The following is a 23,099-nucleotide window of genomic DNA, read 5'->3' as shown; positions in this document are numbered from 1 at the left end:
CAGTAAGCAAAAAAATCAAGACGATTTTAAACTCGCTGACCGCTCAAACACAAAATCGTCGGTTATGCACCGGGCTAAAGTCATTGCTTTGTAGCTAGTGTGCAAGTTAGTCTTGCTATACCTGCCAGTGGACTGTAGCAAGAACGACGAAGTTTATACCTTGAAATGGCAGCGGCGGAAACTCCCCTCCTTGGACAAGGAGGGGTCAGGGGTGGTTGGACCCGGTATAGCACAGGAACTGCTAAAACCACAGGGCTTATACCTGTGAAGTAGAAGTAGCAGAAAATCCCCTCTGGGGGTAGGGGCCCTCGACAAAGGGAGGGGTGGGCTGTAGTGACTGCCTGTCCCCATCCAATCAAGATCCTTTCAGGATGACAGGAAGAGAAGGCAGAGTCACCCTTCGAAGTCGAAGATCCCGGACTTGTTTCGGGAGGGGCAGGGGGATGACAATCGTGCACAAGAATCGGGTTAATCTTTTAATCCTGTAAATCCTTGGGGTAGGGCCCCTATATAAAGATTCAGACAAAAAAGCACCGTTACGACAATACATTCATACGAAAAGTACACCAATGCAACATCCAAAACTCTTCATGCTGATGCTCGGTTGCCGGCCGACTGGACGCAATACCGAACAGCACGACATGTTCTTTGCCATCGGCGAGCAGGTGAAGGACCTGGTGCCAGCCATCAAATCTTTCTGGCCTGAAGCGAAGGGCAACATGCACGTTGATGCCTGGCGGGAAGTGACGCAGGTAGATGGGTACCAGGTAAAGGTCGTGCCCAAAGCGGCTAAACCTGCTGAAGCTGGCGCAGATAAACTTTTCTTTCTGAACCTGGGTGGCTATAAACCAGGCGAGTTCGACGAATTCCACTACAAGATGCTGGCAGTGGCACAAGATCAGGCGGGAGCGGTGCAGCAGGCCAAACAAACGGCCTTTTACAAGCACACCGGTTTCAAAGGCGCCACCTCGCACATCGACGATAAGTTTGGCGTGGACGTGGACGAAGTGTTTGAAGTAAAAGACATCCTGACAGCGGAGGACAAACAGCAGTTCAGAATCGAGATCACACCAGGTATAGTAAGCGCTGAAGACGAGCTGCACCTGGGTTACTTCCAGCTGCATAAGCTGTAGGTATAGCGGTGATTAGTTGGTGTTAGCTATACGCTGAATCCGTGATGGGTCGGCCTGGCGGTGGTCGATGGCGTAGGTCTCTGAAAGGATTTTAAGGGAGCGGTGAAGAACATGCACACGTTTGCTGCGTTATGAGAGGGAGTGTGTTAACCTAAATAACGAAGCTATGAACAGAAACAACGAGTATAACGACCGCCCCCGCAAGAACCATTACGCCGACTTCGATGAACACGGCAATGCCCGAACTGGCAACACCCACAGCCTGTCGCGCTTTAACCCGGAGAGCAGCCAGCGCAGGAGTGACCGTTACGAAGACCGAGACGATCGCGGTAGGATGTCCCACGGAACACGTGCTTACGGCGACTTCAGCGGCGGCACACGCTACGGCGAAGGCGGCAGCACCTATGGCGGCGGCTCTGCCTATGGACCATCGAACTACGGCATGTCAGGTCGCGAAAGACCAAGCCACCTGGGCGGCGACCGGAATTACTACGACCACAACGAGCACAGTCGCCAGAACTTTAGCGGTTCCGGTGATTTCGACTATCGTGGACGCATGAACGAAGAATCCGGCAGCCGTTACCGTGTCACGGGCTACATGGACAGCAACTTGTCAAGGTCCGGCTACCGAAACGAAGACAGGGGCGACAGAGGATACAACCGCAGCTTTGACGAGTTCCGCGACACAGGCTACGGCTCCACCAGGTATAACAACCGCGACGAAGACCGCGAGCGCAGCGCCTACAACAATTGGGGCCACAACCAGCAGCGCAGATCCGACGACGAGCGCCGTTACAACGAGCGCAACAGAGACCGCGGTAACTTTAACTGGTAGCAGCAGGATATAACATTGTGAACGGCCGCTTATTCGCAGGAATAAAGCGGCCGTTTTGGTTTTAAGGTTTGGGGATACGGCAGAAATGCGTAATTTTTGCTTATGAAAACCCGCATCACCTCAATCACCTTCCTGATTGCCTGTTTACTGACGCAACAGCAGACCTGGGCGCAGTCCGTTACGGCAAAACTCACTACCGCTTTCCAGAAATTCGAAGCTGATTCGCAATTGCAGAACGGCATCGCTTCGCTCTATGTGGTGGACGCTAAAACAGGGCAGGTCGTGTACGACCGCAACAGCAAAATCGGGCTGGCGCCTGCCTCCACCATGAAGCTCATCACCAGCATCAGTGCCTATGAACTGCTGGGCAAAGCCTATCGCTACGAAACGAAATTTGCCCTTCGCAAAAACGGCAAGCAAACGTCGCTCCTCATCCTGCCGAGTGGCGACCCGACGCTGGGAAGCTGGCGCTGGCCCGAGACCAAAGAGAACGCTGTGCTGAAGGACTTAGTTAAAGCCATGCAGCGTGCAGGTATAAAAACGGTAAACGAGGTGGTGGTGAGCAACGAAGGCTGGAACGAAGAAACGGTGCCCGACGGCTGGATGTGGCAGGACATTGCCAACTACTACGGGGCAGGTGCCGCCAAACTCAACTGGCGCGAAAACCAGTACGATGTGATCCTCAAGTCGGGCAAGCAGATCGGCGAGCCTGTTTCGATCGTAAAGACGATGCCGAGCCTCAACGGCTATGGCCTGCGCTCCGAGCTTACTTCTGCAGCAGCGGGGACCGGCGACAATGCCTACATCTACTTCCCGGTGGGTACTTCCACGGCCGCCATACGCGGTACTATACCTGTCAACGAGAGCAGTTTTAAGATATCGGGTGCACTGCCTTCCGGAGCCAATCAGTTTGTGAGCATGCTGGCCGATACCCTCCGGACACTCGGAATCAGCATACCGCAGCAGGCCGTTTTGCAGCACATTGGTGTGCCGCAGCAAGGCTATACCTTCTTCCATACCGTCACTTCACCACCAATGGACAGTATCGTGTACTGGTTCAACCGCAAAAGCATCAACCTGTATGGCGAGGCCCTGGCCAAAACGATTGCCTATACCGATGGCGGCACCAGCGATACCCGCGAGGGGCTGAACAAAATCCGGCAGCACTGGAAAAGCAAAGGGATAGCCGAATCCGAACTAGCCATGGTGGACGGCTCCGGGCTGTCTCCGCTCAACCGGGTGACAACGCATGCCCAGGTGCAGCTGTTGCTCCATGCCCGCCAGCAGCCGTGGTATCCGGGTTTACATGCCTCACTGCCTACATTCAACAGTATGAAAATGAAGAGCGGCACCATACGCGGCGTAAAAGGTTTTACCGGTTACCACAAAGCCAAAGACGGACAGGAGTATGTATTCTCTTTCGTGGTGAACAACTACAACGGTTCGGCCTCATCACTCGTGAAAAAGATGTACGCGGTGCTGAATGAACTGAAATAGGTATAGCCACTTCTGAGGTATAAAACAAAAGCCCCGACAATTGCCGGGGCTTTATTCATTTCAGGCTTAGGTATAGCCTTAGTTATTGCGCTCCTTGTTTTTCATGTTCGGATCTGTGATCGTGCTTGGGTTCGGCTGGTTGTTGCGGAATTCCTTATCAGAGCTGTCAGCGCCGCGGTTGGTTGTGGTGGGGTTGGCATTGGAGCCCTGCGGACTTTTCTGCTCCCGAGGGTTGTCTTTGCCGTGCTTGGCACCGCCGCTGCTTCCTTCACGACTTGGCTTGTTCTCGCCGCGGGTGTTGTCGGCGCCGCCTGCCACCGGGCCGGTCTGCTTGCCTTTGCCCAGGCCGCTCACGCCTTCGCCTTTTCTTGAATTCGGATCTTCAGAGATATTTCTATTGTTGTCGCTCATGGTTTGTTTTCTATTAGGTAGAACATAAATAACCAACCCCGGAAATGCGCCAGGGTTAGTTCGTTGTACGGGGGCGGGCCGGGTTTGGGTTAGGAAGCGGCCCGGGTACCTCCATTCCCTGCGTCATGATCAATCAGAATCAGCGCTGAATAAATTCCGGCAACCATATAGCATAAATCTATATAACACAGGAGGTTCGGATAAGCGTGGGTGAACCCAACTTTCTTGCAAAAAGGGAGTTTAAGGAGAAGCAAACCGGAAACTAACCCTTCGGTCAGGCAATACAATCTCTTATGAAAACGCGCCCCCTCGTTAAGATCTTTCTGCTGATATTCGGACTGGCACTCACCCTGGTGGTGGCGGCTCAGTTTCTGCTGGCCCCGCTCTACCGGGACAAGTTACCGGCCCTTATCAGAACGACCTTGACCAAGGATCCCAACCTGGTGCTGACGCCTTTTCAGTCAGATATCTCCAACTGGAAAAACTTCCCCTACCTGACCCTCACGCTCGACAATATTTCACTAAAGGATACCAGCGGTGCGCAGCCAGTGGAAGTGCTGGCCGTGCAGCATGCGGAGGTGCTGGTGCCAGTGCTGCAGTGGCCCTATGGTAGGCTTCGCATCAGCAAGGTATACCTCGACGGCCTCACGTTTCATCAGCAGGTAGACTCAACGGGCCACAAACGCAGCCTCAGCTTCGGCAAAGGTGAAAAGCAAGACGACGACTCGGGTGATTTCGAATTGAACATCCCGCAGCTCAGGATCAGGAACGCCCGCTTTTTGAGCGAAAACCAGTACAAGGCGAGCGCATTTTCGATCCAACTGCTCGACTCTGATCTGGCAGCAAACCTAAGTGATAGGGTCCTCAAAATAACAGGCAAATTAGAGGGTAAGATCAACTACATCAGCAGCCGTGACCTACGCCTTTTCGAGGACAGAGACTTCACGGCCGATGCGCGCTATACCTACGATCTGGACAAAAAGCTGGGAAGAATTGAGGACAGCAAAGCCATCCTGAACGAAAATGAAGTGCTGATCTCCGGCACGCACCAAAAGACGGCCAACGGACCAGGGTCAGAGCTGGACCTGCACTTTAAAGGCGAGCAGCCCTTTTTCTTTCTGCTCAACCAGATGAATTCGGTCAAGTCCATACCTTTGCTCCGGCAGGTGGAGAGCGCCGGTCGCGTGAAGCTGCACTACCACATTGCCGGCCACTCCGGGCCCACGAAGCGCCCCAGAAACAAACTGCACTTTGCCTTGCAGGATGGGAAACTGCACTGGCCCACCAGTCGCATCACGCTATCGCATATCCAAATTGCCGGGCTCCTGGACAACGGTCCCAAGCATGCACCGGAGTCGAGTTCGTTCACGCTGCATCGGGTAGCGGTCCGCACCGGCCAGGACAGCCTGCAACTCAAGGCCAAGATCACAGACTTTACCAAACCCTTTGTGGATGCGCGTCTCAGCGGAAGCTATACCCTGGACAGCCTGGCGGACTTGATGCCCCCGGACTACCTCTCCCTGCCGCGCGGAACGCTGGCCGGCGACGTCACCATCAAAGGAAATCTGTATGCCGGCGAGGACCGGCTGCGGGAGGATGACCTGCAGTGGCAGGGGGCTATCCGCCTGCAGCAGGTAGGCTTTCAGCCGGCAAAGCTCACCGTGCCCTTCACCGACCTGAACGGAGAGGCGAAGCTGGCGGGGAACGAACTGCGGCTGCAAGGTATGGGCGGCAAACTGGGCGGGCAGGCTTTTACAGTAGAAGGCTCAGTGCGCGATGCGATGAATTACCTCCTGGGCCAGCAACAAACCGTGACAGTAAGAGGCGCCGTGAAACTGAAACAGGTAAACACAGCCTGGCTCAAGCCGGCGCCTGACGCTAAAGCCGGCGGGCAGCAAACGGCCGCGGCCAATGCAGTCGTCGCGACCACCACCATCCTGCCTGAGTTTTTAAGGTTGAACATGCGGCTGGCCTGTCAGCAGCTCAACATGCAGGAGGCGTCTGTTCAAAACATGCGGGCCCGGCTGACGAGCGACGGCAAGCGCCTCACGCTCTCCGATATCGGACTGACCTCGCAGGGGATCACGGTGACCGGAAACGTGTCGGCGCCGAACGACAACCGGAAACTGCATGATGCCAGCATACAACTGGCAGCCCATATGGGCACCCTCGACCTGACCAGCCTGCAGCAGGTGAACGCGATTGCCGGCTCCACGGGCAACGGTAAAAAAACTGCATCGACAGACAAAGCCGAAGGCATGGCTTTCCTGATGCCGCTGCAGAAGGTACAGCTGTCCCTGCGCGTGAAGCACATTGACCTGCCCGGCGAAGAAGACCTGCAGCACCTCACCGTGCACCTGCATAAGAACAAGAGCCACGTGACGATGCAGGAGATGCGCTTTAAGACAAGCAAAGGCGGTGCGGCCACTGCCAACGGCGGCTTCTACCTGCTCAGTTCGAAACTGACCCGGCCATACCTGGACGTGCACCTGCAATATGATTTCCTGGACCTGCAGGCCTTCATGCAAAATTTCGCGGCGCTGAAAACGCTGCTGCCCGAAGACCAGCCGCAGAACCTGGCGGAGAAGAAAGAGGAGCAGGAAAAGGGCATGAATAAACTGCGGGAGAAGGTATACGACCTGGGACTGTATGTAGAGGCACAGGAACTGAAGTATGAGTACCTGAAAGGAAGCAACCTGGAGATAAGGGCCCGCATGGACCGGGAGCAGGCGCAACTCGACAAGCTATCCCTGCAAGCCTTCGGCGGCAAGATATTTTCGCACGGCATGATGTACCTGAACGAGCCCTCCGACACCATTCCCGTCCGGCTGAAGGCGCAGGTGCAGGACGTGGACCTGGAGCAATTGTTTGCGGTGGCCGAGCAGATGGAGCTCGATATGCTGGGAAGCCAGAACATCAAAGGCAAGGCAGACTGTAACCTGACCGTGTATACCAAGCTGGATGGAACCTTCACGCCGAGCTTCGACCGTACGGTGGCCTACAGCCGGGCCTCTTTCCGGGGCATGGAACTGATCGACATTAAGCCTATACAGGAAGCCCTGGGGTTCATACGGAAGGAGCGGACCGGGCACCTGTTTTTCGAGGATGTGGATGCCGACTTTGTACTCTACAAGAATAAGTTTGTAGCGCCCGGTTTCAGCATGAACAACAACCTGTCGTCCTTCGATCTCAGGGGCTCCTACACCATGCGTGGGGATGCCAGCCTGAGCGTGGACATCAACGTTTTCAACGTCCTCTTCGGAAACAACCAGCGCCGCATTGAACAGATACAGGAAGATACGCTGTCACTCAAGGAAAGCCAGAGCAAACAGCACCTGGTGCTGGTGCGGGACCAGGACAAATACAAAGTGAAGCTCAGCAACCGGAAAGAAAGAGAGGATATTTCCCTGGTGCTCCGAAACGAGTTTCTGGATGTGCTGGAGCAGTACCAGATCGATACGGCCTTCTCCGAAATCAAGTAGCCTTCCCGCTTACGTTAAATAAGTATTCAACACTGCCTTGCCAAGATCGTAATCGTGTGCCCATGTCGCTTAGTGAATGGGTAGCTTGGATTAATTCAATAATATAATCCTAAAATCGTCATTTCCGTATGTAAGTGCTTGTAAAACAGTCTGCTAACCAAGCAGGTATAAAGCTCAAAAAAATGGAAAGATTTCTGGGGCCTTACAGCCCGCAACTGTACGCCATCCTGCGCATTGTAGCCGGATTGCTGTTTGCCATGCACGGTACCCAAAAGCTCTTCGGCTGGCCCGGCGATGGCAACACCGTGGAAATAGCCTCGCTGATGGGGCTGGCCGGTATCATAGAACTGGTGGCCGGGCTCATGATCGCGCTTGGATTCCTGACCGGTTGGGCAGCCTTTATTGCCAGTGGTGAGATGGCGGTGGCTTTCTTCATGGCGCACGTTCCCCAGGGCTGGAACCCACTGCTCAACCAGGGGGAAGCTGCCGTGCTCTACTGCTTTCTGTTCCTGTACATGGCCGCCCGCGGTGCCGGTATCTGGAGCGTGGACGCCGCCATGGGCAGAGGGGTAAGCCGGGAAGAGAGCAGACGGGCCAGCTATACCTGACAGGCAAGCGCTTCAGCACAGCAGCAGGTATAGCGGGCTATTTCTTGTCCTTGTTGAGGAGCAATACATCCCGGACGATCTCCTGTGCCTGATTCTCGTCCATGTCCAGGGCGGAGTACAGGTACTGGATCAGCTCCTCCTCTTTTTCGGTCACCACGCAGTCTGACAGCACCAGCTGGATGGTATGGGCGAACAGGGTAGGGCGGCTCTCCTCCGACACCAGGTCCACCGAGTTGTCGATCAGTATTTTGCTGCCCAGCTGCACGTGCGCGTAGAAGACGCTCCGGCTGTAGGCCATGATGTCGTGCCCCTCAAAAAGCGGCCGGTCGGCCAGGGTTTGCGCCATTTCGTCCAGTTCTACATCGGCCACGTCGTCGTCCACGGCCACGCAGGCGTGCATAATGGCAATCCAGGCTTCCTGCTCGTTTTGCGGGGTGTAGGTATAGGTGTCAGGTACATTTGTCCGACCCGTGGTGTTAAAAACGCCTTCCATGCTTTCTTGTTATTTTCTTGTTTTCTCCGGTTTTTTTATGATTGCTGTACCTGTTTCAGGTATAGCATGGTGTTCTCAGTCAGGTATAGTTTCAGGGCTTTGCAGCAGGCAGACTGGCGAGCACTTGTGCCAGTTGGCGGCGGAAAGCCGGGTTTTCGTTCATGCCATTGTGGCCCTGTCCTTCGAGAAGGATAACGTTGTCGGAGGGCTTTAGATATGCTTTCAGCTTTTCTGAAGAGCCCGGGTAAATGATCTCGTCCTGCGCGCCATGGAAAATGACGATGGGCGATTTGGTTTGCGCCACATAGGTATACGTTTCGAACTTGTAGCGGAGCAGAAAGCCCGGCACCATCGGGTAGAGGCTTTGCATCAAATCACCCAGGCTGTAGTAAGGCGCCTGCAACAGCAGCAGCGTGGGGGTATGCAGGGCCGCCAGTCGCGCCGCTGCCGCCGTGCCAATGGAGTAGCCGGCCACGATGATGTGCTGGCCGCTATACCTACCAGCCATTTCCAGAAAGGCCGTTTCGGCATCGTTATAAAACTGCTTCTCGCTGCTGATCTCGCCCTCGCTTTTGCCGTATCCACGATAGTCCTGCACAAACACATCGTAGCCCAATGTGGTATAGGCTTCGTGCACCCACCCCCAGCTGGCCACTGAGCCTGCGTTGCCGTGCAGGTAAAACACTAGTCCCTTCGGCTCGTCAACCCTAAAAAGCAGACCATGCAGCAACACACCATCCGGTGCAGGTGTACGTATTTCTTCTGCCTTCCGGTCGAAGCGGAAAGTGTAGTCTGCAGGAAGTTTCTCCGGAAAGAAAATCAGCTTCTCCTGCTGAAATGAAAGTAAACCCATCCCCACAAGGTATAAGGTACAAATTATAACTGCCACTCCGATCACCCGCTTCACCAAGGTATACGCTAGGTTAGCTGTTCTCCCTTTTTCGCGGCCTTCAATCTTCTGGTACCCAACCGGAAGCGAATCTGCTTTTCAATGGAGATTATCGTGAACACGACGGCCCCCGCCCCAAAAATGCGCAGCAGCTGCACGGCCTCCAGCGGACTGGAACCGAAGAGCATGTTCATGAACGGCGTGTAAATGAAGAGCGCCTGCACCAGGAACATGACAGCGATGCCGTAATACACCCACGGGTTGGTGAACCAGCCAATCTGGCCGATCGGCCGCACCAGCGAGCGGCAGTTGAGCAGGTAAAAAGACTCCACTACCACAAATACCGTAGTGACAACGGTCTGGGCCTCTCTGAGAGTTGCACCCCGGCCCATTTCATATAAAAACAGTCCATAGGAGCATATAAGCATCAGGAATCCGACAAGCAGCGTACGCATGATGAGCTTTGTGGTGAGCAGCGGCTGGTCGGATGGGCGTGGCGGACGGTCCATGATGCCAGGCTCTTTGGGCTCGAAAACCAGCATGAGCCCCAATAGCACAGAGGTAGTCATGTTGATCCAGAGCAGCTGTACGGGCTGCATCGGAAGCTGTGAGTTCAGTGCCACCGCCAGCAGCAGAATCAGCGATTCCCCCAGGTTGGTGGGCAGCGTCCAGACGATAAACTTGGTCAGGTTGTCGAACACGCCCCGACCTTCTTCTACGGCGCCTTCTATCGACGAAAAGTTATCATCAGTCAGAACCATGTCGGAGGCATCCTTGGCCACATCGGTTCCGGTGATGCCCATGGCGATGCCGATGTTAGCCTGCTTCAGGGCCGGGCCGTCGTTCACGCCGTCACCCGTCATGGCCACCACCTTGCTGCGCGACTGCAGTGCTTTGACCAGTCGCAGTTTCTGCTCAGGTGCCACACGGGCAAATACGGCGGTCTTCTCGACGAGGTCGGGCAATTCCTGGTCACCGATCTGTTGCAGCTGCTTGCCGGTTACGGCCACCAGCTGGCCATTTTCCTGGCGGCCTCTCAACCCAATCTGGCTCGCAATGGCTGCGGCCGTCACGGCATGGTCACCCGTAATCATTTTCACGTCTATACCTGCGCGCTGGCAAAGGGCCACAGCCTCCATTGCTTCCTGGCGGGGTGGGTCGATCATGCCCTGCAGGCCCAGGAATATGAGGTCGGAACTGGTGTGTTTGTGGTCGATCTGCGTCTGGCCTTCGGTCGCCCCCAGCATGGCGAAAGCGAGTACGCGCAGGCCCTCGCCGGCCATTTGCTCCACTTGCTTTTCGATATGCTCCTTGTCGAGCTCGCCCGGTTCGCCGTCTGGCAGCAGGGCTTTGCTGCTGCGCTCCAGCACGGCTTCTACAGAGCCTTTGAGGTAAATGAGGGGTCTGTCGCCGCCGTGTAGCGTGGCCATGTACTGGTATTCCGACTCAAACGGGATGGTGTCCTGACGAGGCTGCTGCTCCTCCAACGTTCGCTTCTCAAGTCCGGCTTTTCGGGCAACAACTTCCAATGCCCCTTCGGTTGGGTCGCCTTCTATCAACCACTGTCCGTTCTTTTCTTTCAGGGTACTGTCGTTGCACAGCAAACCGGCTTTCAGGCACTGCTCCAGGGCTTTGTTGTGGCGCAGGTCCGCCTGTCTTTCCTCCCGCTGAATTTCGCCTTCCGGTCGGTAACCCAGTCCGGTCGTGGTGTACTGCTCACCTCCGGCTGCGATCTGCTGCACGGTCATCTGGTTTTCGGTGAGCGTACCGGTTTTGTCGGAGCAGATGACGTTGGTGCTGCCCAGGGTTTCCACGGCTACCAGCTTGCGGATGATGGCGCGGCGTTTGGCCATTTTAGAGACCCCCAGCGCCAGCATGATGGTAACCGCCACGGGCAATCCTTCCGGTATAGCGCCCACTGCCAGGGCTACCGCCAGCATAAACGTGTCAGACGCGTCCGCCCCCCGCAGGTACTCCACCACGAAAAGCACGACGCACAGCCCAAGAATAACCCATAGGAGCAGGTTGCTGAATTCCTTTATTTTGATGGTAAGAGGCGTGTCCAGGTTCTGCGCGCCTGAGATGGATTCCTGTATTTTGCCCACCTCGGTCTTGTCGCCGGTGGCCACCACCAACCCGGTTGCCTGCCCGTAGGTCACTGCCGTGGAGGCGAACCCCATCGAAAAGCGGTCGCCCAGCACATCGTCTGCGGCCACAGGCTCCGAATGCTTTTCCACTGCCACCGACTCCCCGGTCAGTGCCGATTCGTCCACCTTCAGGTCGCGGGCCTGCACCAGCCGCACATCCGCCGGAAACTTGTCGCCGGACTGCAGCAGCACAATGTCGCCAGGCACCAGCTCCGAGGCATCGATATGTTGTTTACTGCCCCCGCGTAGCACAGTGGCTTTCGCGGTCATGCTTTTGGACAAGGCGTCGATGGCGGCCAGGGCCTTTGACTCCTGTATGTAGCCGATGATGGAGTTGATCAGGACAACCCCGAAAATAACGCTCGAGTCGATGTACTCGCCCAGTAGCAGCGTGACGACGGTGGCGGCCAGCAGAATGTAGATGAGCGGCTGGTGAAACTGCAGCAGAAACAGCACCAGGGCGCTCTGCTTTTTCTGCTGCGTCATCACGTTGCTGCCGTAGGCTTCCTGCCGCCTGGCGGCTTCTTCTTGTGTTAAGCCCTTTTTCTGGTCAACCTGTAAAAGTTGGAGCGCCTCCCGGGCGTCAAGGCTATGCCAGTCCTGGGTTTTGTCTGGTGATAGGGTCGTTTTTTCAGGTTTTCTCTCTTCTCTTACACGCATATTGCCTCAAGTTCTCGTCTATACCTGCCCAAGCTCGTGATGCCCGCGCAGGCCGTTATAATTCCAATACAAGGTGAGTATCTGAATTACGAAAGCAAGTAGTATACTGTAAGTAGTACGGGCAATTACTGGGACAGGTAGGCCCCGTCGGCTGCGTAGTAGGCGCCCGATACGAAAGAAGCCTTGTCGGAACTGAGCCAGATCACCAGCTCTGCTATTTCCTCCGGGGCTCCCAGGCGTCCTATCGGGTGCTTGGATGTCAGGAACTGCAGCGTTTCCTCGCCCATGCCGGACAGCAAAGGGGTTTTGATGAAGGCCGGACCAACAGCGTTGATGCGTATACCTTTGGAAGCGTACTCCAGGCCCCCGTTTTTGGTCAGGCCCACCACGCCGTGCTTGGCGGCCACATAAGCAGCTGAGTTGGCAAAGCCCACCTGTCCGAGGATGGAAGAGTTGTTGACAATGGCACCGCCGCCTTGCAGCAGCATCTGCCGTATCTGGTAGTGCATGCAGTAGAACACACTGTTGAGGTTAATGCTGATGACTTTATTCCAGCCCTCGATGCTCATATCGCCGATCGTATTGGATTCACCGCCTATACCTGCGTTGTTGAAGGCAATGTCCAGCCGCCCGAACTTTTCAACTGCCTGTTGTACCATGCGCTCACAGTCTTCGGGTTTTGAGACATCGGCCGATACAAAAATAGCCTGGCTGCCCAGTTGCTCAATTTCCTGCACCACCTGCATGCCGGACTCCTCGTGGATGTCGGACACCACTACTTTAGCACCTTCGCGGGCGTAGAGCAAGGCTGCTGATTTGCCGATACCAGAGGAACCGCCGGTTACCAGCGCCACTTTTCCATCAAACAGGTTGGCTTTATTAGATTTCATCTCGTTCATAATCTATTTTTTAGGGGTAGAAGTTCGTTATCTGACAAATTTCGTAAGACCGAAGGGTCCTTTTTATGACGCTTGTCATTTCTGAGAGAAACATATATCAGTTATCGAATAATATACTCTAAAGCTTACGCGTCATCATGCAATCGTGTACTGAATGTAGTACATTTGAAGCGTAGCACCTTTCCGGCCCTGCTCACGGCAGGTATAGCAAATCTTTAAAGATCGGGCAGGTATAAGCAGGGGTGGGGTGAGTGAAAGTGCTGCTGCATAGTGTCTTTTACGTTTGAGGTATCATGTCAACAAAACACTATTTACAACTGCTCCTGCTGCTGGCCTTTTTCACCTCCTGCGGAGACGGCCAGGAAACCACACAGCCAACCGTGGAGGATATCTCGGAAGCCGTCTACGCTTCCGGCCTCGTGAAAAGCCGCAACCAGTACCAGGTATACCCGGTTGTGAGCGGCATCATCGAGGAAATACTGGTGACGGAGGGCGATACCGTGCGAAGGGGCGAAACGCTCGTTCGCATCAGCAACGAGGCCGCCCAGCTGAACACGGAGAATGCCCGACTGGCTGCAGCGTACGCCCGCGTGAGCGCCAATACCGAGAAGCTGACCGAGCTGCAGGAGACGATCGACCTGGCCCGCAGCCGCATGCAGAACGACTCGCTGCTACTGGCCCGGCAGCGCAACCTCTGGGCCAGCCAGATCGGTACCCGGGTGGAGCTGGAGCAGCGTGAACTGGCCTACAAAAACTCCCAGACAGCCTACCGCTCCGCCCGCCTGCGCTACAACGACCTCAAAAAGCAACTCGATTTTGCCGCCCGCCAGTCGCAGAAGAACCTGCAGATCAGCGAGACCCTGCGGGACGATTACACCGTGAAAAGTGAAACCAGCGGCAAGGTATACAGCGTGCTGCGCGAGAAAGGCGAGCTGGTGAGTCCGCAGGTGCCGATTGCGGTGCTGGGCGATGCCGATGAATTTATACTGGAGCTGCAGGTGGACGAGTACGACATAGCCCGCGTGAAGCCAGGCCAGCAGGTGCTGCTTAACCTCGACAGCTATAGAGGCCAGGTGTTTGAAGGGCGCATCACCAAGATCAACCCGGCCATGAACGAGCGCACCCGCTCCTTTACCGTGGAGGCGGAGTTTGTGACCAAGCCGGACGCGCTCTACCCCAACCTGACCACAGAGGCCAACATCATCATCCAGGCGAAAAAGAACGCCCTGACCATACCACGCGAGTACCTGGTGGACGGGGCCTACGTGCTGAAGGATAAAGACGAACGCGTACCGGTGAAAACCGGGCTGAAGGACTACCAGAAAGTGGAGATTGTGGAGGGTTTGTCGAAAGAAGATGTGATCGTGAAGCCTTAGGGATGAATTTCAAACTGATATACAGCATCGCGAAATCCATGTTGCTGGCCCGCTGGCGGCAGACGCTGGTGGCCGCCGTTGGGGTGACCTTCAGCATCGCCATGTTCATCACCCTGCTCGGTTTCATGAACGGCCTCAACGATATGCTCGATGGCCTCATCCTGAACCGCACGCCGCACGTGCGCCTCTACAACGAGATCAAGCCGAGCGAAAACCAGCCGGTAAACGTGGCCGGGCAGTACAAGAATTCCTACAATTTCATCAGTTCCGTGAAGGCCGGCATCACCCGGCAGGAGATCTACAACAGTGGTCCCATTCTGCAGGCCGTGAAAGCCGACGAGCGGGTGCTGGGCGCCACCCCCAAGCTCCTGGCGCAGGTCTTTTTCAACGAGGGCACGATCGAAATTACCGGAGTGATCAATGGCATTGATGTGGAGGAGGAAAGTCGCCTGTTTAATTTTCAGGACTACGTGACAGCGGGCAATCCCATCGACGCCAAAAACGTGGCCAACAGCATCATTCTGGGCAAGGGACTGGCAGACATTCTGGTGGCCGACATAGGCGATGTGGTGCAGGTGACGACGGCGCAGGGTGAGCGTTTTTCGCTGAAAGTGGTAGGGTACTTTCAGTCAGGTATACAGGAGATCGACAAAGTGCAGAGCTACGCCTCCATTGCCACCACCCAGAAGCTGCTCGGCAAACCGGCAAACTACATGACCGACATCCAGGTGAAGCTCCATGACCTGGAGCAGGCCCCGGCCGTTGCCCGGGAGTATGCGCAGCTTTTCAATATCGATGCCGAAGACATACAGACGGCCAACGCCCAGTTCGAGACGGGAAGCAACGTGCGCTCGCTCATCTCCTATGCCGTGGGCGTCACGCTGCTGATTGTGGCGGGTTTCGGCATCTTCAACATTCTCAACATGATGATCTACGAGAAGATGGACTCCATTGCCATCCTCAAGGCTACCGGTTTCTCCGGCCGCGATGTGAACCTGGTCTTTCTGCTGATCGCGATGAGCATCGGCTTTTTCGGAGGTATAGTGGGGCTGGTATTCGGCTTTGTGTTCTCTGCCATCATCGACAGCATCCCCTTCGTGACAGCGGCATTGCCTACCATCACAACGTACCCGGTTAACTACGATGTGGTGTACTACGTCATCGGCGGGGTTTTCTCCCTGATCACCACGTACTTTGCCGGTTTCTTCCCGGCCCGCAAGGCAAGCAGGGTGGACCCGGTCGAGATCATCAGGGGCAAATAGGTATAGGATGAAAGGCAGCGAAGAAAAGATGCAGGAAATTATACTGGAGGCGAGGAACATCAACAAGGAGTTCCATGACCCCGTGACGGTGCAGGTGCTCCGCGATATCACGTTCACCGTGAACAAGGGGGAGTTCGTGTCGGTGATCGGGAAGTCGGGTTGCGGCAAGTCCACGCTCCTCTACATTCTCTCCACCATGGACACTGACTATACCGGTGAGCTGTTCATTGACAAGGAGTTGATGTCAGGTCGTCCGGATACTGAGCTAGCCCGCATCCGCAACGAGAAGATCGGCTTCGTGTTCCAGTTCCACTACCTGCTCAACGAGTTCACGGTGCTACGCAACGTCATGCTGCCCGGCCTGAAGCTGGGCAGGTATAGCGAGCAGGAAGTAGAGCACCGCGCCATGGAGCGACTCAAGATGCTGGGGATAGACCATCTGGCCGCACAGTCGGCTTACCGTGTTTCGGGCGGGGAGAAGCAGCGGGTGGCCATTGCCCGGGCCCTCATCAACGATCCGCACATCATCATGGGCGACGAGCCCACCGGCAACCTCGACAAGCGCAACAGCGATACCGTGTTCAATATCTTCAAGGAACTTGCCGAGGAGCACAACCAAACGCTGCTCATCGTGACCCACGACTCCGAATTTGCTGAAAACACGCACCGCATCATCGAAATGGAGGACGGGCGGATTATAAGGAGCTGATTAAGCCGTCCATGCCTATGACCTACCTGTGAATTTCTGCCTGATTATGCGGAAATTCGCCTATATGTATATTACCTAAACTTTATGTAATTCGTATGAAGAACCTATGGTTCTTTTGACTTTTTGTTATATTAAATTTAATTAATTTATGAATAAAGTACTAAGTCAACTTTTTGAGGTTGCCAGTAAAAAGAAAAGAACCATCATCGGCCTCATGTCAGGCACTTCGCTTGACGGACTTGATATTGCGCTTTGTGAATTTGAGGGGCAGGGGACTGAAACACGCATGGAATTGCGTGAATTTGTGACCATGCCCTATGATGAAACCTTTAAAAAGGAGGTAAAAGCGATTTTCTCGAAGCGGGAAGTTGACCTGGAGCGTGTCTGCCTGCTCAATGCCTACATCGGACGCTTCCATGCAGACCTCATCAACAAAAGCCTGCAGGAGTGGGGGGTGGACGCTACTGAAGTGGACGTGATTGCGAGCCACGGCCAAACCATCTACCATGCCCCGGCGTCGCTGCACGGTATAGCCGATATGCCGGATGCCACACTGCAGATTGGCGATGGCGATCATATAGCCATGGGCACAGGTGTCATCACACTGAGTGACTTCCGGCAGAAGCACGTGGCGGCAGGCGGAGAGGGCGCCCCACTGGCCGTGTACGGTGACTACCTGCTCTTCTCGAAACGGAATCAGAACCGGATCATGCTCAACATCGGCGGTATCGCCAACTTTACCTTCTTGCCCGGTGACCTGGACACGAGCCGTATCTTCTCGACCGACGTAGGACCTGGCAACACGTTGATGGACGCCTACGTGCAGCAACAATTTCCCGGCACCTATTATGATGCCGACGCTGCCATCGCCAGGAAAGGCACCTACAACCAGGCACTGGTGGCCTCCCTGCTGTACCATCCCTTCTTTGAGCAGGACTTTCCCAAAACGACCGGCCCGGAACTGTTCAACCTCGCATACCTGACGGAGGCACAACGCAGATCCGATACAGAGCACCTGTCCCCGGAAGACGTCATGGCGAGCCTGAACAGGTTTTCGGCCGTTGCCATCTGCGGGGCCCTGACCCGCTCGCTGGGCGACGCTGTATTTGAAATTTTCCTGAGTGGCGGCGGTATGCACAATCCGCTGCTCATACAAAACATAAATGAACTTTTGCCGGGCGCAACAGTCCGGAACACGGCCGAACTGGGGGTGTCGCCGGATGCAAAGGAAGCGGTGCTGTTCGCCACGCTGGCCAATGAATGCCTGGTGGGGGAGCCAATCCCCTTTGGACCTGGCAAGAGACGCGTACCCTCCGTGCTGATGGGGAAAATCAGTTTACCTGAGTAATTCCTGAACACTTATACATCACATTTTAACTGTACAAAACAAGAGGCACTATGAGAAAAAATTACCTGATTGGGACGGCCTCCGGAAAGGCCATCCTGCTGTGTTTCCTCCTGCTGGCAGCTGCCTGTCAGCTAGCCATTGCGCAAGGGGCACGCTACGCCATTACGGGCACCGTCACAGATGCGCGCACCAAGTCTCCGCTGCCCGGTGTGGTGGTAAAGTTTCAGAACCACAACATCGCCACGGCCACTGATGCGAGCGGGGTGTACAACCTGTCGGCCGCCCTGCCTCCGGGCACTTACCAGCTCACGTTTTCTTTCATCGGCTTTAAACCACAGACACGCTCCATTACCCTCGGTGATCAACAGACCGTGCAGCTGGATGCGCAGATTCAGGAGGATATTGTGGGTCTGGATGAAGTGGTGGTAACAGGCACCTCGGTGGCAACCAGCAAAAAAGAGCTGGGTAACGCTATCTCCACCGTTTCTTCTGATGCGCTCGAAAACAGTGTGGCTACGTCCATAGACCAGGCCCTGGCCGGCAAGGTCGCCGGTGCGCAGATCAGTCAGAACTCGGGTAACCCGGCCGGTGGCATCAGCGTGCGCCTGCGAGGTACCAGCACGGTCGTGGGGTCCGGCGACCCGCTTTACATAGTGGATGGGGTGATCATCAACAACAGCTCACCTGAACTGATCGACCTGGGAGGCTATGCGCAGAACCGACTGGTGGATATTAACCCGAATGACATTGAACGCATCGAGATCATCAAAGGGGCTGCTGCGGCTGCTATCTACGGGTCACGGGCAAGCAACGGGGTGGTGCAGATCTTTACGAAGCGCGGGGTGGAGGGTGCTCCAAAGATATCAGTATCAACCCAGTTTCGGATAAATGAAGTGCGCAAAACGCTGGATTATAACAAGTACCCCTTCCGCTTTGTGAACAATCTTGCCTCAGACCTCACGCAGGAGCCAGTCACAAGGTATGACTACCAGGACAAAATTTTCAGGACGGCCTTTGGCACGGAGAACAATGTGTCGGTGTCGGGCGGCAGCGCGAATACGCAATACTACATGAGCGGCAACTTCCTGAGCAACCAGGGCATCATTGACAACACAACTTTTAAGCGGGGAGGCGCCCGTCTGCGAATCGACCAGACGATCAAGAACTGGATATCGGTGTCGCTGGGAGCCAACTACGTTCTCAGCACCAGCGAAGAGATTCCGAACGGTGGCCTGAGTGAAGCATACGGTGCCCTGACCGGCTTTATCTTCAGCAATAACTTCATCAACCCGGAACCGGTGAACGGGGTATACCCTTCCACTGCGCCTACGGCTATTTTGCGTCGTACCAACCCGCTCGAGGCCATCAACCGCTTTGATTTCGGGCAGCGCACCAACCGTTTCATCGGCGATTTTCAGGTAAACCTAACCCCGATCAATGGCCTGAACATAAGCTACGTGCTGGGCTTTGACAATTCAACGCAGATTGCGACAGGCTATATACCGGTGGGCAACACAACACCCTCCTATAATGCCGGCTACTCTCGCCGCGCCGACCGCACCTCTTATCTGCTTAACAACGACCTGAATGCCTCTTACCGCACTTTCCTGACCGACTGGCTGGAGTCCACCACAGGTATAGGAGGTACGGTGCAGACGGAGAAATATTACTCGACAGGTATAACGGGCACGCAGTTAGGCCCGATCGCCCAGGTTAGTTCCGGCGGTGCCACGGTCGTCTCCAGCGATGGACGAGCCGATATAAACATCATGGGCTTTTTCGCCCAGCAGACGTTCGGGATCGGGCAGCGTTTCTTCCTGACGGGTGCCGGTCGCTACGACGTGTCTTCCGTGTTCGGAGAGGACAACAGGTGGCAGTTTTACCCGAAAGTGAGCGGCAGCTACTTGGTTTCCAACGAGAGCTTCTGGCAGGGACTCAGCGAAATCATTCCTATTTTCAAACTTCGTGCCTCCTACGGGCAGGCGGGCAACCTGACAGCGATCGGAGCTTATGATCGCTATACCAATTATAACCCCGTTTCACTTCCAGGCCTTCCGGGTGTTATTCCATCGACCTTATTGGGTAACTCGGGCATTAAGCCGGAGCGCCAGGTAGAAACCGAGTTCGGTGCCGATATGAGTTTCCTGGGCGGCAGGCTGGGTCTGGAGTTCTCTGTTTACAAGAAAGATGTGGAAGACCTGCTGTTGTTCATCGGCCTGACGCCTTCTTCGGGTTTCCTGAACCAGTACGCCAACATCGGTACCATGACCAACAAAGGCTTTGAGCTGATGATCACAGGTGCGCCTGTGCAGACGGAGCGTGTGCGCTGGACCTCTACGCTGATCTATTCCCGTAACAAAAATGAAGTGAATAACATACCGGGTGGCGTGCTGCCATTCCCGGGCGGTTTCGGCCAGGTGGCTGCTGTGGATGGTTACCCGCTAGGTGCCTTTTACGCTACCTATTTTGCCCGGAATCCCGACGGCTCGCTGCTGCTGAATCCTGCCGGGTTGCCACAGCCTGAGCGGGCGGGGCGCAACCCCGAAAACGGGCAGCCGGTAGGCGCCACCGTGCCCAAGGTGATCGGCGACCCTAACCCGGACTGGACCGGCTCATGGACAAACGATATCTCGGTGGGCGAACGCCTGTCGTTCCGTACCCAGTTTGATGCGGTTTATGGTTTCGATGTGTTCAACTTCACCCGCCGCGTGGGCGAGCGTGACCTATATGGCGGACTGGCCGGTTACGAGCCGGAGCTACGAGGAGAAGTGCCAAAAGGAACCTCCACTGCACTGTTCGGGATATTCGAGAATTACATTGAAGACGGCTCTTTTATCAAGTTAAGAGAAGTGTCGGTGGCCTATGACTTTAAGCCTGCCTTTTTGGGAGGTAACAGCATGCGCCTCAGCCTGGCAGGGCGTAACCTGTTCTCGATTGACGACTACAGCGGCTATGATCCGGAAGTGAATGCGGCTGGTCAGACCAATGCTGTGAGAGGCTTTGACTTTGTGGAGGTTCCGATCCCAAGAACCTATGCGCTGGGCCTCAACTTTACCTTCTAATGCTTCCTTAACCTTATGAAAAACATCATGAAAAATATAGCTTCTTACTTAAAAGTGGGTTTCCTTTCGGGCTGTCTGCTGCTGACGAGTGGTTGCGAACTGGATATACCCAACCCCAATGCGGCCAGTGACGTCGAGGTACTGAACTCACGCGAGGGCATCATCGCCCTGAGTGTCGGGTTGCGACAGTTTTACTCTACCTCGGGCCTGGAGGCGGCGCTCTTATACGCAGGTGTGACGGGTCGCGAGATGAAAGGGGTGGCCACCTTTACCAACGTGCTCGAACTGGAGGCCGGTGGAACTGCCCTGCCCACCTTCAACGGCAACATCCTCGGATATTGGTCCCGTATGCAGCGCACCATGCTGATGAGTGAGCAGATTCTGGAGAACGCTCCCAATGTACCAACCCTGACAGGCGGGACGCTGAGCGGGGTGATGGCGCACGCGCACCTGTTCAATGCCATGGCGCTCGGCAATCTGTACATCGCATTTGAACAGGCAAACACAGAGACCAGCCGAACCGACAAAGTAACTTTCAGACCCAGAGCAGAGGTGCTGGCAGCTGCCATCGCCCACCTGAACGAAGGGATCGCCCTGATAGAGGCTACGCCTCCTTCACCAGAGTTTACGGCGCAGGTTACGGGCACTGCCTTTGACTTGCGTAACACGCTGTACGCCTACAATGCCCGGTATAACTTATATGCCGGAAATTATGACGCGGCTATCGCTAATGCAGATAAAGTGGACCTGAGCAAACGCTCTGAGTTCGTGTACAGTACATTGAGTCCGAACCCGATCTATAACACCGTTTTTATCCTGGCTTATTACAGACCACGCGATAAATTCGGCTTGCCTGACGCACTCTTTGAAGTGGGAGATGGCCGATACAGCTTTTACATGACAGACCCGAGCGCTGATGTGTTAGGGGACCGGGTAAAGACACTGGCCGGTTTTTTCAATACGCAGACAACCAGCATACCGGCATACCTGCCAGACGAGATGAAACTGATTAAAGCCGAAGCACTGCTACGGAGCAACGGTTCTTTGGAAGAGGCCCTGGCACTTATCAACCAGGTGCGGACACAGACTTCCGGCGATCCATTTGGTGTGCATGCCGGCTTGCCTGCCTACAGCGGTCCGGTGACAAGAGAGGCTCTGTTGTTAGAGGTATACAAACAGCGGTCTGCTGAGCTATACCTGAGCGGACAGAAATGGGAGGACAGCCGCCGATTCAAACGTCCGGGGCCGCCTGATAACCTGAGTGAGCGCAACCGCAATTTCTACCCGTATCCTGACCAGGAGCGTCGCAACAACCCGAATACGCCAAATGACCCTGCGATCTAAGGTCGTTGCGCTATACCTGTTTCTCAAATAGCAAAAACCTCTGCCATTCCAGCATAGACGCTGGAAGTCGGCAGAGGTTTTTTTTATGGCCTCAATATGTTCAGAGGGCTGGATTAGACTGCAGGATCAACTCCTCTTCAATCGCAGGGCTCAGCACCAGCACCAGGTGCTCGGCAAAAGCGGCATTTTCAATTTGTTTGTCACTCATCAAAGCAACTAACCCTACCGGTTCGCCTTCCTTTGTCAGGAAAATGCTGCCCAGGTAGCTCTCAATGTTCAACTCCTGCAGCTCAATGTCACGGGGGAAGTGGCGCTGCACGTTGTTGGGGTAATAGCAGAACCGCTGCGTGAGAACAGAATCGCAGGGGCTGTGTTGCAGGGGGTAGGAGATATTAGGGAGAACCTCTCTGTCTTTTAAAAACACTTTCGTCAGGACATTCCTGCCATCTTCGCTTAAACTGCCGATTAGTACATACTGTACCTGGGCATGGGTCGCGATGAATTCAGCCGCCAGCCTGAGGAAAGACTCGTCGCGCGGCTGCGAAGTAAGTGAGATGGCAGATTCCAGGATCCGATGCTCATCTTCCCGAAGCACATAATTCCAATGATGCACGAATCTGTATTCCATCGCACAAAGTAAAAAGATGATAATCTACAAATCTAAACATTTTAATAATACGAAATCAAAAAGCTAAATGGCAATTTGTGAAGTGCTTATGTTTCAGTGTAATTGAAAAATGGATTATAAGAATTTGTTTTTTACAATATAGTACAATATGTTTCGCAGCTGCCTGTTTTGTACTTATGCTGGTTTACATGTTCATCAGTACTTATACTATAATCGCCGAAGCCTTCAATAAGCCGCAGCATCAAGGTCCTTTTCTTTGGCTTATGCTACTTTTCAACAATTATGCAAAAGCCCGACAAAACTGCTGAAGCGGCAT

17 protein-coding genes are annotated in these 23,099 nt (G+C 54.8%); 11 read left to right on the top strand and 6 right to left on the bottom strand.

Annotated features, from left to right (window positions below; all coding sequences use genetic code 11):
* Positions 1–569 precede the first annotated feature (569 nt).
* The 3 genes from IEV97_RS02935 to dacB all read left to right on the top strand — a co-directional run bounded on the left by IEV97_RS02935 (position 570) and on the right by dacB (position 3,465).
* Positions 570–1,133 carry a DUF1543 domain-containing protein gene (locus IEV97_RS02935; protein WP_188499998.1) on the top strand — a complete coding sequence of 188 codons (564 nt, stop codon included), beginning with the start codon at positions 570–572 and terminating at the stop codon, positions 1,131–1,133.
* Between the two features lie 166 nt (positions 1,134–1,299).
* Positions 1,300–1,968 (top strand): hypothetical protein, encoded by a 669-nt coding sequence (locus IEV97_RS02930; RefSeq protein WP_188499997.1) that lies wholly within the window; start codon positions 1,300–1,302, stop codon positions 1,966–1,968.
* A 102-nt stretch (positions 1,969–2,070) separates the two neighbouring features.
* Positions 2,071–3,465, top strand: coding sequence for a D-alanyl-D-alanine carboxypeptidase/D-alanyl-D-alanine endopeptidase (gene dacB, locus IEV97_RS02925; protein WP_188499996.1), 1,395 nt, complete (start codon positions 2,071–2,073; stop codon positions 3,463–3,465).
* A gap of 78 nt (positions 3,466–3,543) precedes the next feature.
* On the opposite strand, the gene IEV97_RS02920 is transcribed toward dacB, so the two are convergent.
* Positions 3,544–3,876 carry a hypothetical protein gene (locus IEV97_RS02920; RefSeq protein ID WP_188499995.1) on the bottom strand — a complete coding sequence of 111 codons (333 nt, stop codon included), beginning with the start codon at positions 3,874–3,876 and terminating at the stop codon, positions 3,544–3,546.
* Between the two features lie 293 nt (positions 3,877–4,169).
* On the opposite strand from IEV97_RS02920, the gene IEV97_RS02915 reads away from it, so the two are divergent.
* Positions 4,170–7,358 (top strand): AsmA family protein, encoded by a 3,189-nt coding sequence (locus IEV97_RS02915; RefSeq protein ID WP_188499994.1) that lies wholly within the window; start codon positions 4,170–4,172, stop codon positions 7,356–7,358.
* A gap of 182 nt (positions 7,359–7,540) precedes the next feature.
* Positions 7,541–7,966 (top strand): DoxX family protein, encoded by a 426-nt coding sequence (locus tag IEV97_RS02910; RefSeq protein ID WP_188499993.1) that lies wholly within the window; start codon positions 7,541–7,543, stop codon positions 7,964–7,966.
* Positions 7,967–8,003: 37 nt separating this feature from the next.
* On the opposite strand, the gene IEV97_RS02905 is transcribed toward IEV97_RS02910, so the two are convergent.
* The 4 genes from IEV97_RS02905 to IEV97_RS02890 all read right to left on the bottom strand — a co-directional run bounded on the left by IEV97_RS02905 (position 8,004) and on the right by IEV97_RS02890 (position 13,054).
* Positions 8,004–8,459, bottom strand: coding sequence for a TerB family tellurite resistance protein (locus IEV97_RS02905; RefSeq protein ID WP_188499992.1), 456 nt, complete (start codon positions 8,457–8,459; stop codon positions 8,004–8,006).
* 91 nt (positions 8,460–8,550) lie between these two features.
* The gene (locus IEV97_RS02900) at positions 8,551–9,312 is read right to left on the bottom strand and encodes an alpha/beta hydrolase (RefSeq protein ID WP_188499991.1); all 762 of its coding nucleotides are present in this window, start codon (positions 9,310–9,312) and stop codon (positions 8,551–8,553) included.
* A 65-nt stretch (positions 9,313–9,377) separates the two neighbouring features.
* Positions 9,378–12,155 carry a cation-transporting P-type ATPase gene (locus IEV97_RS02895; protein ID WP_188499990.1) on the bottom strand — a complete coding sequence of 926 codons (2,778 nt, stop codon included), beginning with the start codon at positions 12,153–12,155 and terminating at the stop codon, positions 9,378–9,380.
* Positions 12,156–12,280: 125 nt separating this feature from the next.
* A complete protein-coding gene (locus tag IEV97_RS02890; RefSeq protein ID WP_229733759.1) occupies positions 12,281–13,054 on the bottom strand; it encodes an SDR family NAD(P)-dependent oxidoreductase in 774 nt (257 codons plus the stop codon).
* A 293-nt stretch (positions 13,055–13,347) separates the two neighbouring features.
* Here IEV97_RS02890 and IEV97_RS02885 point away from each other — a divergent pair, with 293 nt between their 5' ends.
* The 6 genes from IEV97_RS02885 to IEV97_RS02860 all read left to right on the top strand — a co-directional run bounded on the left by IEV97_RS02885 (position 13,348) and on the right by IEV97_RS02860 (position 22,155).
* Positions 13,348–14,430 (top strand): efflux RND transporter periplasmic adaptor subunit, encoded by a 1,083-nt coding sequence (locus IEV97_RS02885; RefSeq protein ID WP_188499989.1) that lies wholly within the window; start codon positions 13,348–13,350, stop codon positions 14,428–14,430.
* Between the two features lie 2 nt (positions 14,431–14,432).
* Complete coding sequence (locus IEV97_RS02880; RefSeq protein ID WP_188499988.1) at positions 14,433–15,692, top strand: ABC transporter permease; 1,260 nt, start codon at positions 14,433–14,435, stop codon at positions 15,690–15,692.
* A gap of 28 nt (positions 15,693–15,720) precedes the next feature.
* On the top strand, positions 15,721–16,401 hold the full coding sequence (locus IEV97_RS02875) for an ABC transporter ATP-binding protein (RefSeq protein WP_188499987.1): 681 nt from the start codon (positions 15,721–15,723) through the stop codon (positions 16,399–16,401).
* 148 nt (positions 16,402–16,549) lie between these two features.
* A complete protein-coding gene (locus IEV97_RS02870) occupies positions 16,550–17,749 on the top strand; it encodes an anhydro-N-acetylmuramic acid kinase (RefSeq protein WP_188499986.1) in 1,200 nt (399 codons plus the stop codon).
* Between the two features lie 50 nt (positions 17,750–17,799).
* Complete coding sequence (locus IEV97_RS02865) at positions 17,800–20,811, top strand: SusC/RagA family TonB-linked outer membrane protein (protein WP_188499985.1); 3,012 nt, start codon at positions 17,800–17,802, stop codon at positions 20,809–20,811.
* Between the two features lie 27 nt (positions 20,812–20,838).
* Positions 20,839–22,155, top strand: coding sequence for a RagB/SusD family nutrient uptake outer membrane protein (locus IEV97_RS02860; RefSeq protein ID WP_188499984.1), 1,317 nt, complete (start codon positions 20,839–20,841; stop codon positions 22,153–22,155).
* A gap of 100 nt (positions 22,156–22,255) precedes the next feature.
* On the opposite strand, the gene IEV97_RS02855 is transcribed toward IEV97_RS02860, so the two are convergent.
* Positions 22,256–22,783 carry a hypothetical protein gene (locus IEV97_RS02855; protein WP_188499983.1) on the bottom strand — a complete coding sequence of 176 codons (528 nt, stop codon included), beginning with the start codon at positions 22,781–22,783 and terminating at the stop codon, positions 22,256–22,258.
* Positions 22,784–23,099 lie beyond the last annotated feature (316 nt).

It is taken from the genome of Pontibacter amylolyticus, assembly GCF_014638845.1.
GTDB lineage: Bacteria > Bacteroidota > Bacteroidia > Cytophagales > Hymenobacteraceae > Pontibacter > Pontibacter amylolyticus.
This window is presented reverse-complemented; position numbering and strand designations above follow the sequence as displayed.

What these genes read in the sequence shown, in the direction of transcription:
- IEV97_RS02935 (WP_188499998.1), top strand. Translation starts at nt 570, where the DNA reads ATGCAACATCCAAAACTCTTCATGCTGATGCTCGGTTGCCGGCCGACT.
- IEV97_RS02930 (WP_188499997.1), top strand. Translation starts at nt 1,300, where the DNA reads ATGAACAGAAACAACGAGTATAACGACCGCCCCCGCAAGAACCATTAC.
- dacB (WP_188499996.1), top strand. Translation starts at nt 2,071, where the DNA reads ATGAAAACCCGCATCACCTCAATCACCTTCCTGATTGCCTGTTTACTG.
- IEV97_RS02920 (WP_188499995.1), bottom strand. Translation starts at nt 3,876, where the DNA reads ATGAGCGACAACAATAGAAATATCTCTGAAGATCCGAATTCAAGAAAA.
- IEV97_RS02915 (WP_188499994.1), top strand. Translation starts at nt 4,170, where the DNA reads ATGAAAACGCGCCCCCTCGTTAAGATCTTTCTGCTGATATTCGGACTG.
- IEV97_RS02910 (WP_188499993.1), top strand. Translation starts at nt 7,541, where the DNA reads ATGGAAAGATTTCTGGGGCCTTACAGCCCGCAACTGTACGCCATCCTG.
- IEV97_RS02905 (WP_188499992.1), bottom strand. Translation starts at nt 8,459, where the DNA reads ATGGAAGGCGTTTTTAACACCACGGGTCGGACAAATGTACCTGACACC.
- IEV97_RS02900 (WP_188499991.1), bottom strand. Translation starts at nt 9,312, where the DNA reads ATGGGTTTACTTTCATTTCAGCAGGAGAAGCTGATTTTCTTTCCGGAG.
- IEV97_RS02895 (WP_188499990.1), bottom strand. Translation starts at nt 12,155, where the DNA reads ATGCGTGTAAGAGAAGAGAGAAAACCTGAAAAAACGACCCTATCACCA.
- IEV97_RS02890 (WP_229733759.1), bottom strand. Translation starts at nt 13,054, where the DNA reads ATGAACGAGATGAAATCTAATAAAGCCAACCTGTTTGATGGAAAAGTG.
- IEV97_RS02885 (WP_188499989.1), top strand. Translation starts at nt 13,348, where the DNA reads ATGTCAACAAAACACTATTTACAACTGCTCCTGCTGCTGGCCTTTTTC.
- IEV97_RS02880 (WP_188499988.1), top strand. Translation starts at nt 14,433, where the DNA reads ATGAATTTCAAACTGATATACAGCATCGCGAAATCCATGTTGCTGGCC.
- IEV97_RS02875 (WP_188499987.1), top strand. Translation starts at nt 15,721, where the DNA reads ATGCAGGAAATTATACTGGAGGCGAGGAACATCAACAAGGAGTTCCAT.
- IEV97_RS02870 (WP_188499986.1), top strand. Translation starts at nt 16,550, where the DNA reads ATGAATAAAGTACTAAGTCAACTTTTTGAGGTTGCCAGTAAAAAGAAA.
- IEV97_RS02865 (WP_188499985.1), top strand. Translation starts at nt 17,800, where the DNA reads ATGAGAAAAAATTACCTGATTGGGACGGCCTCCGGAAAGGCCATCCTG.
- IEV97_RS02860 (WP_188499984.1), top strand. Translation starts at nt 20,839, where the DNA reads ATGAAAAATATAGCTTCTTACTTAAAAGTGGGTTTCCTTTCGGGCTGT.
- IEV97_RS02855 (WP_188499983.1), bottom strand. Translation starts at nt 22,783, where the DNA reads ATGGAATACAGATTCGTGCATCATTGGAATTATGTGCTTCGGGAAGAT.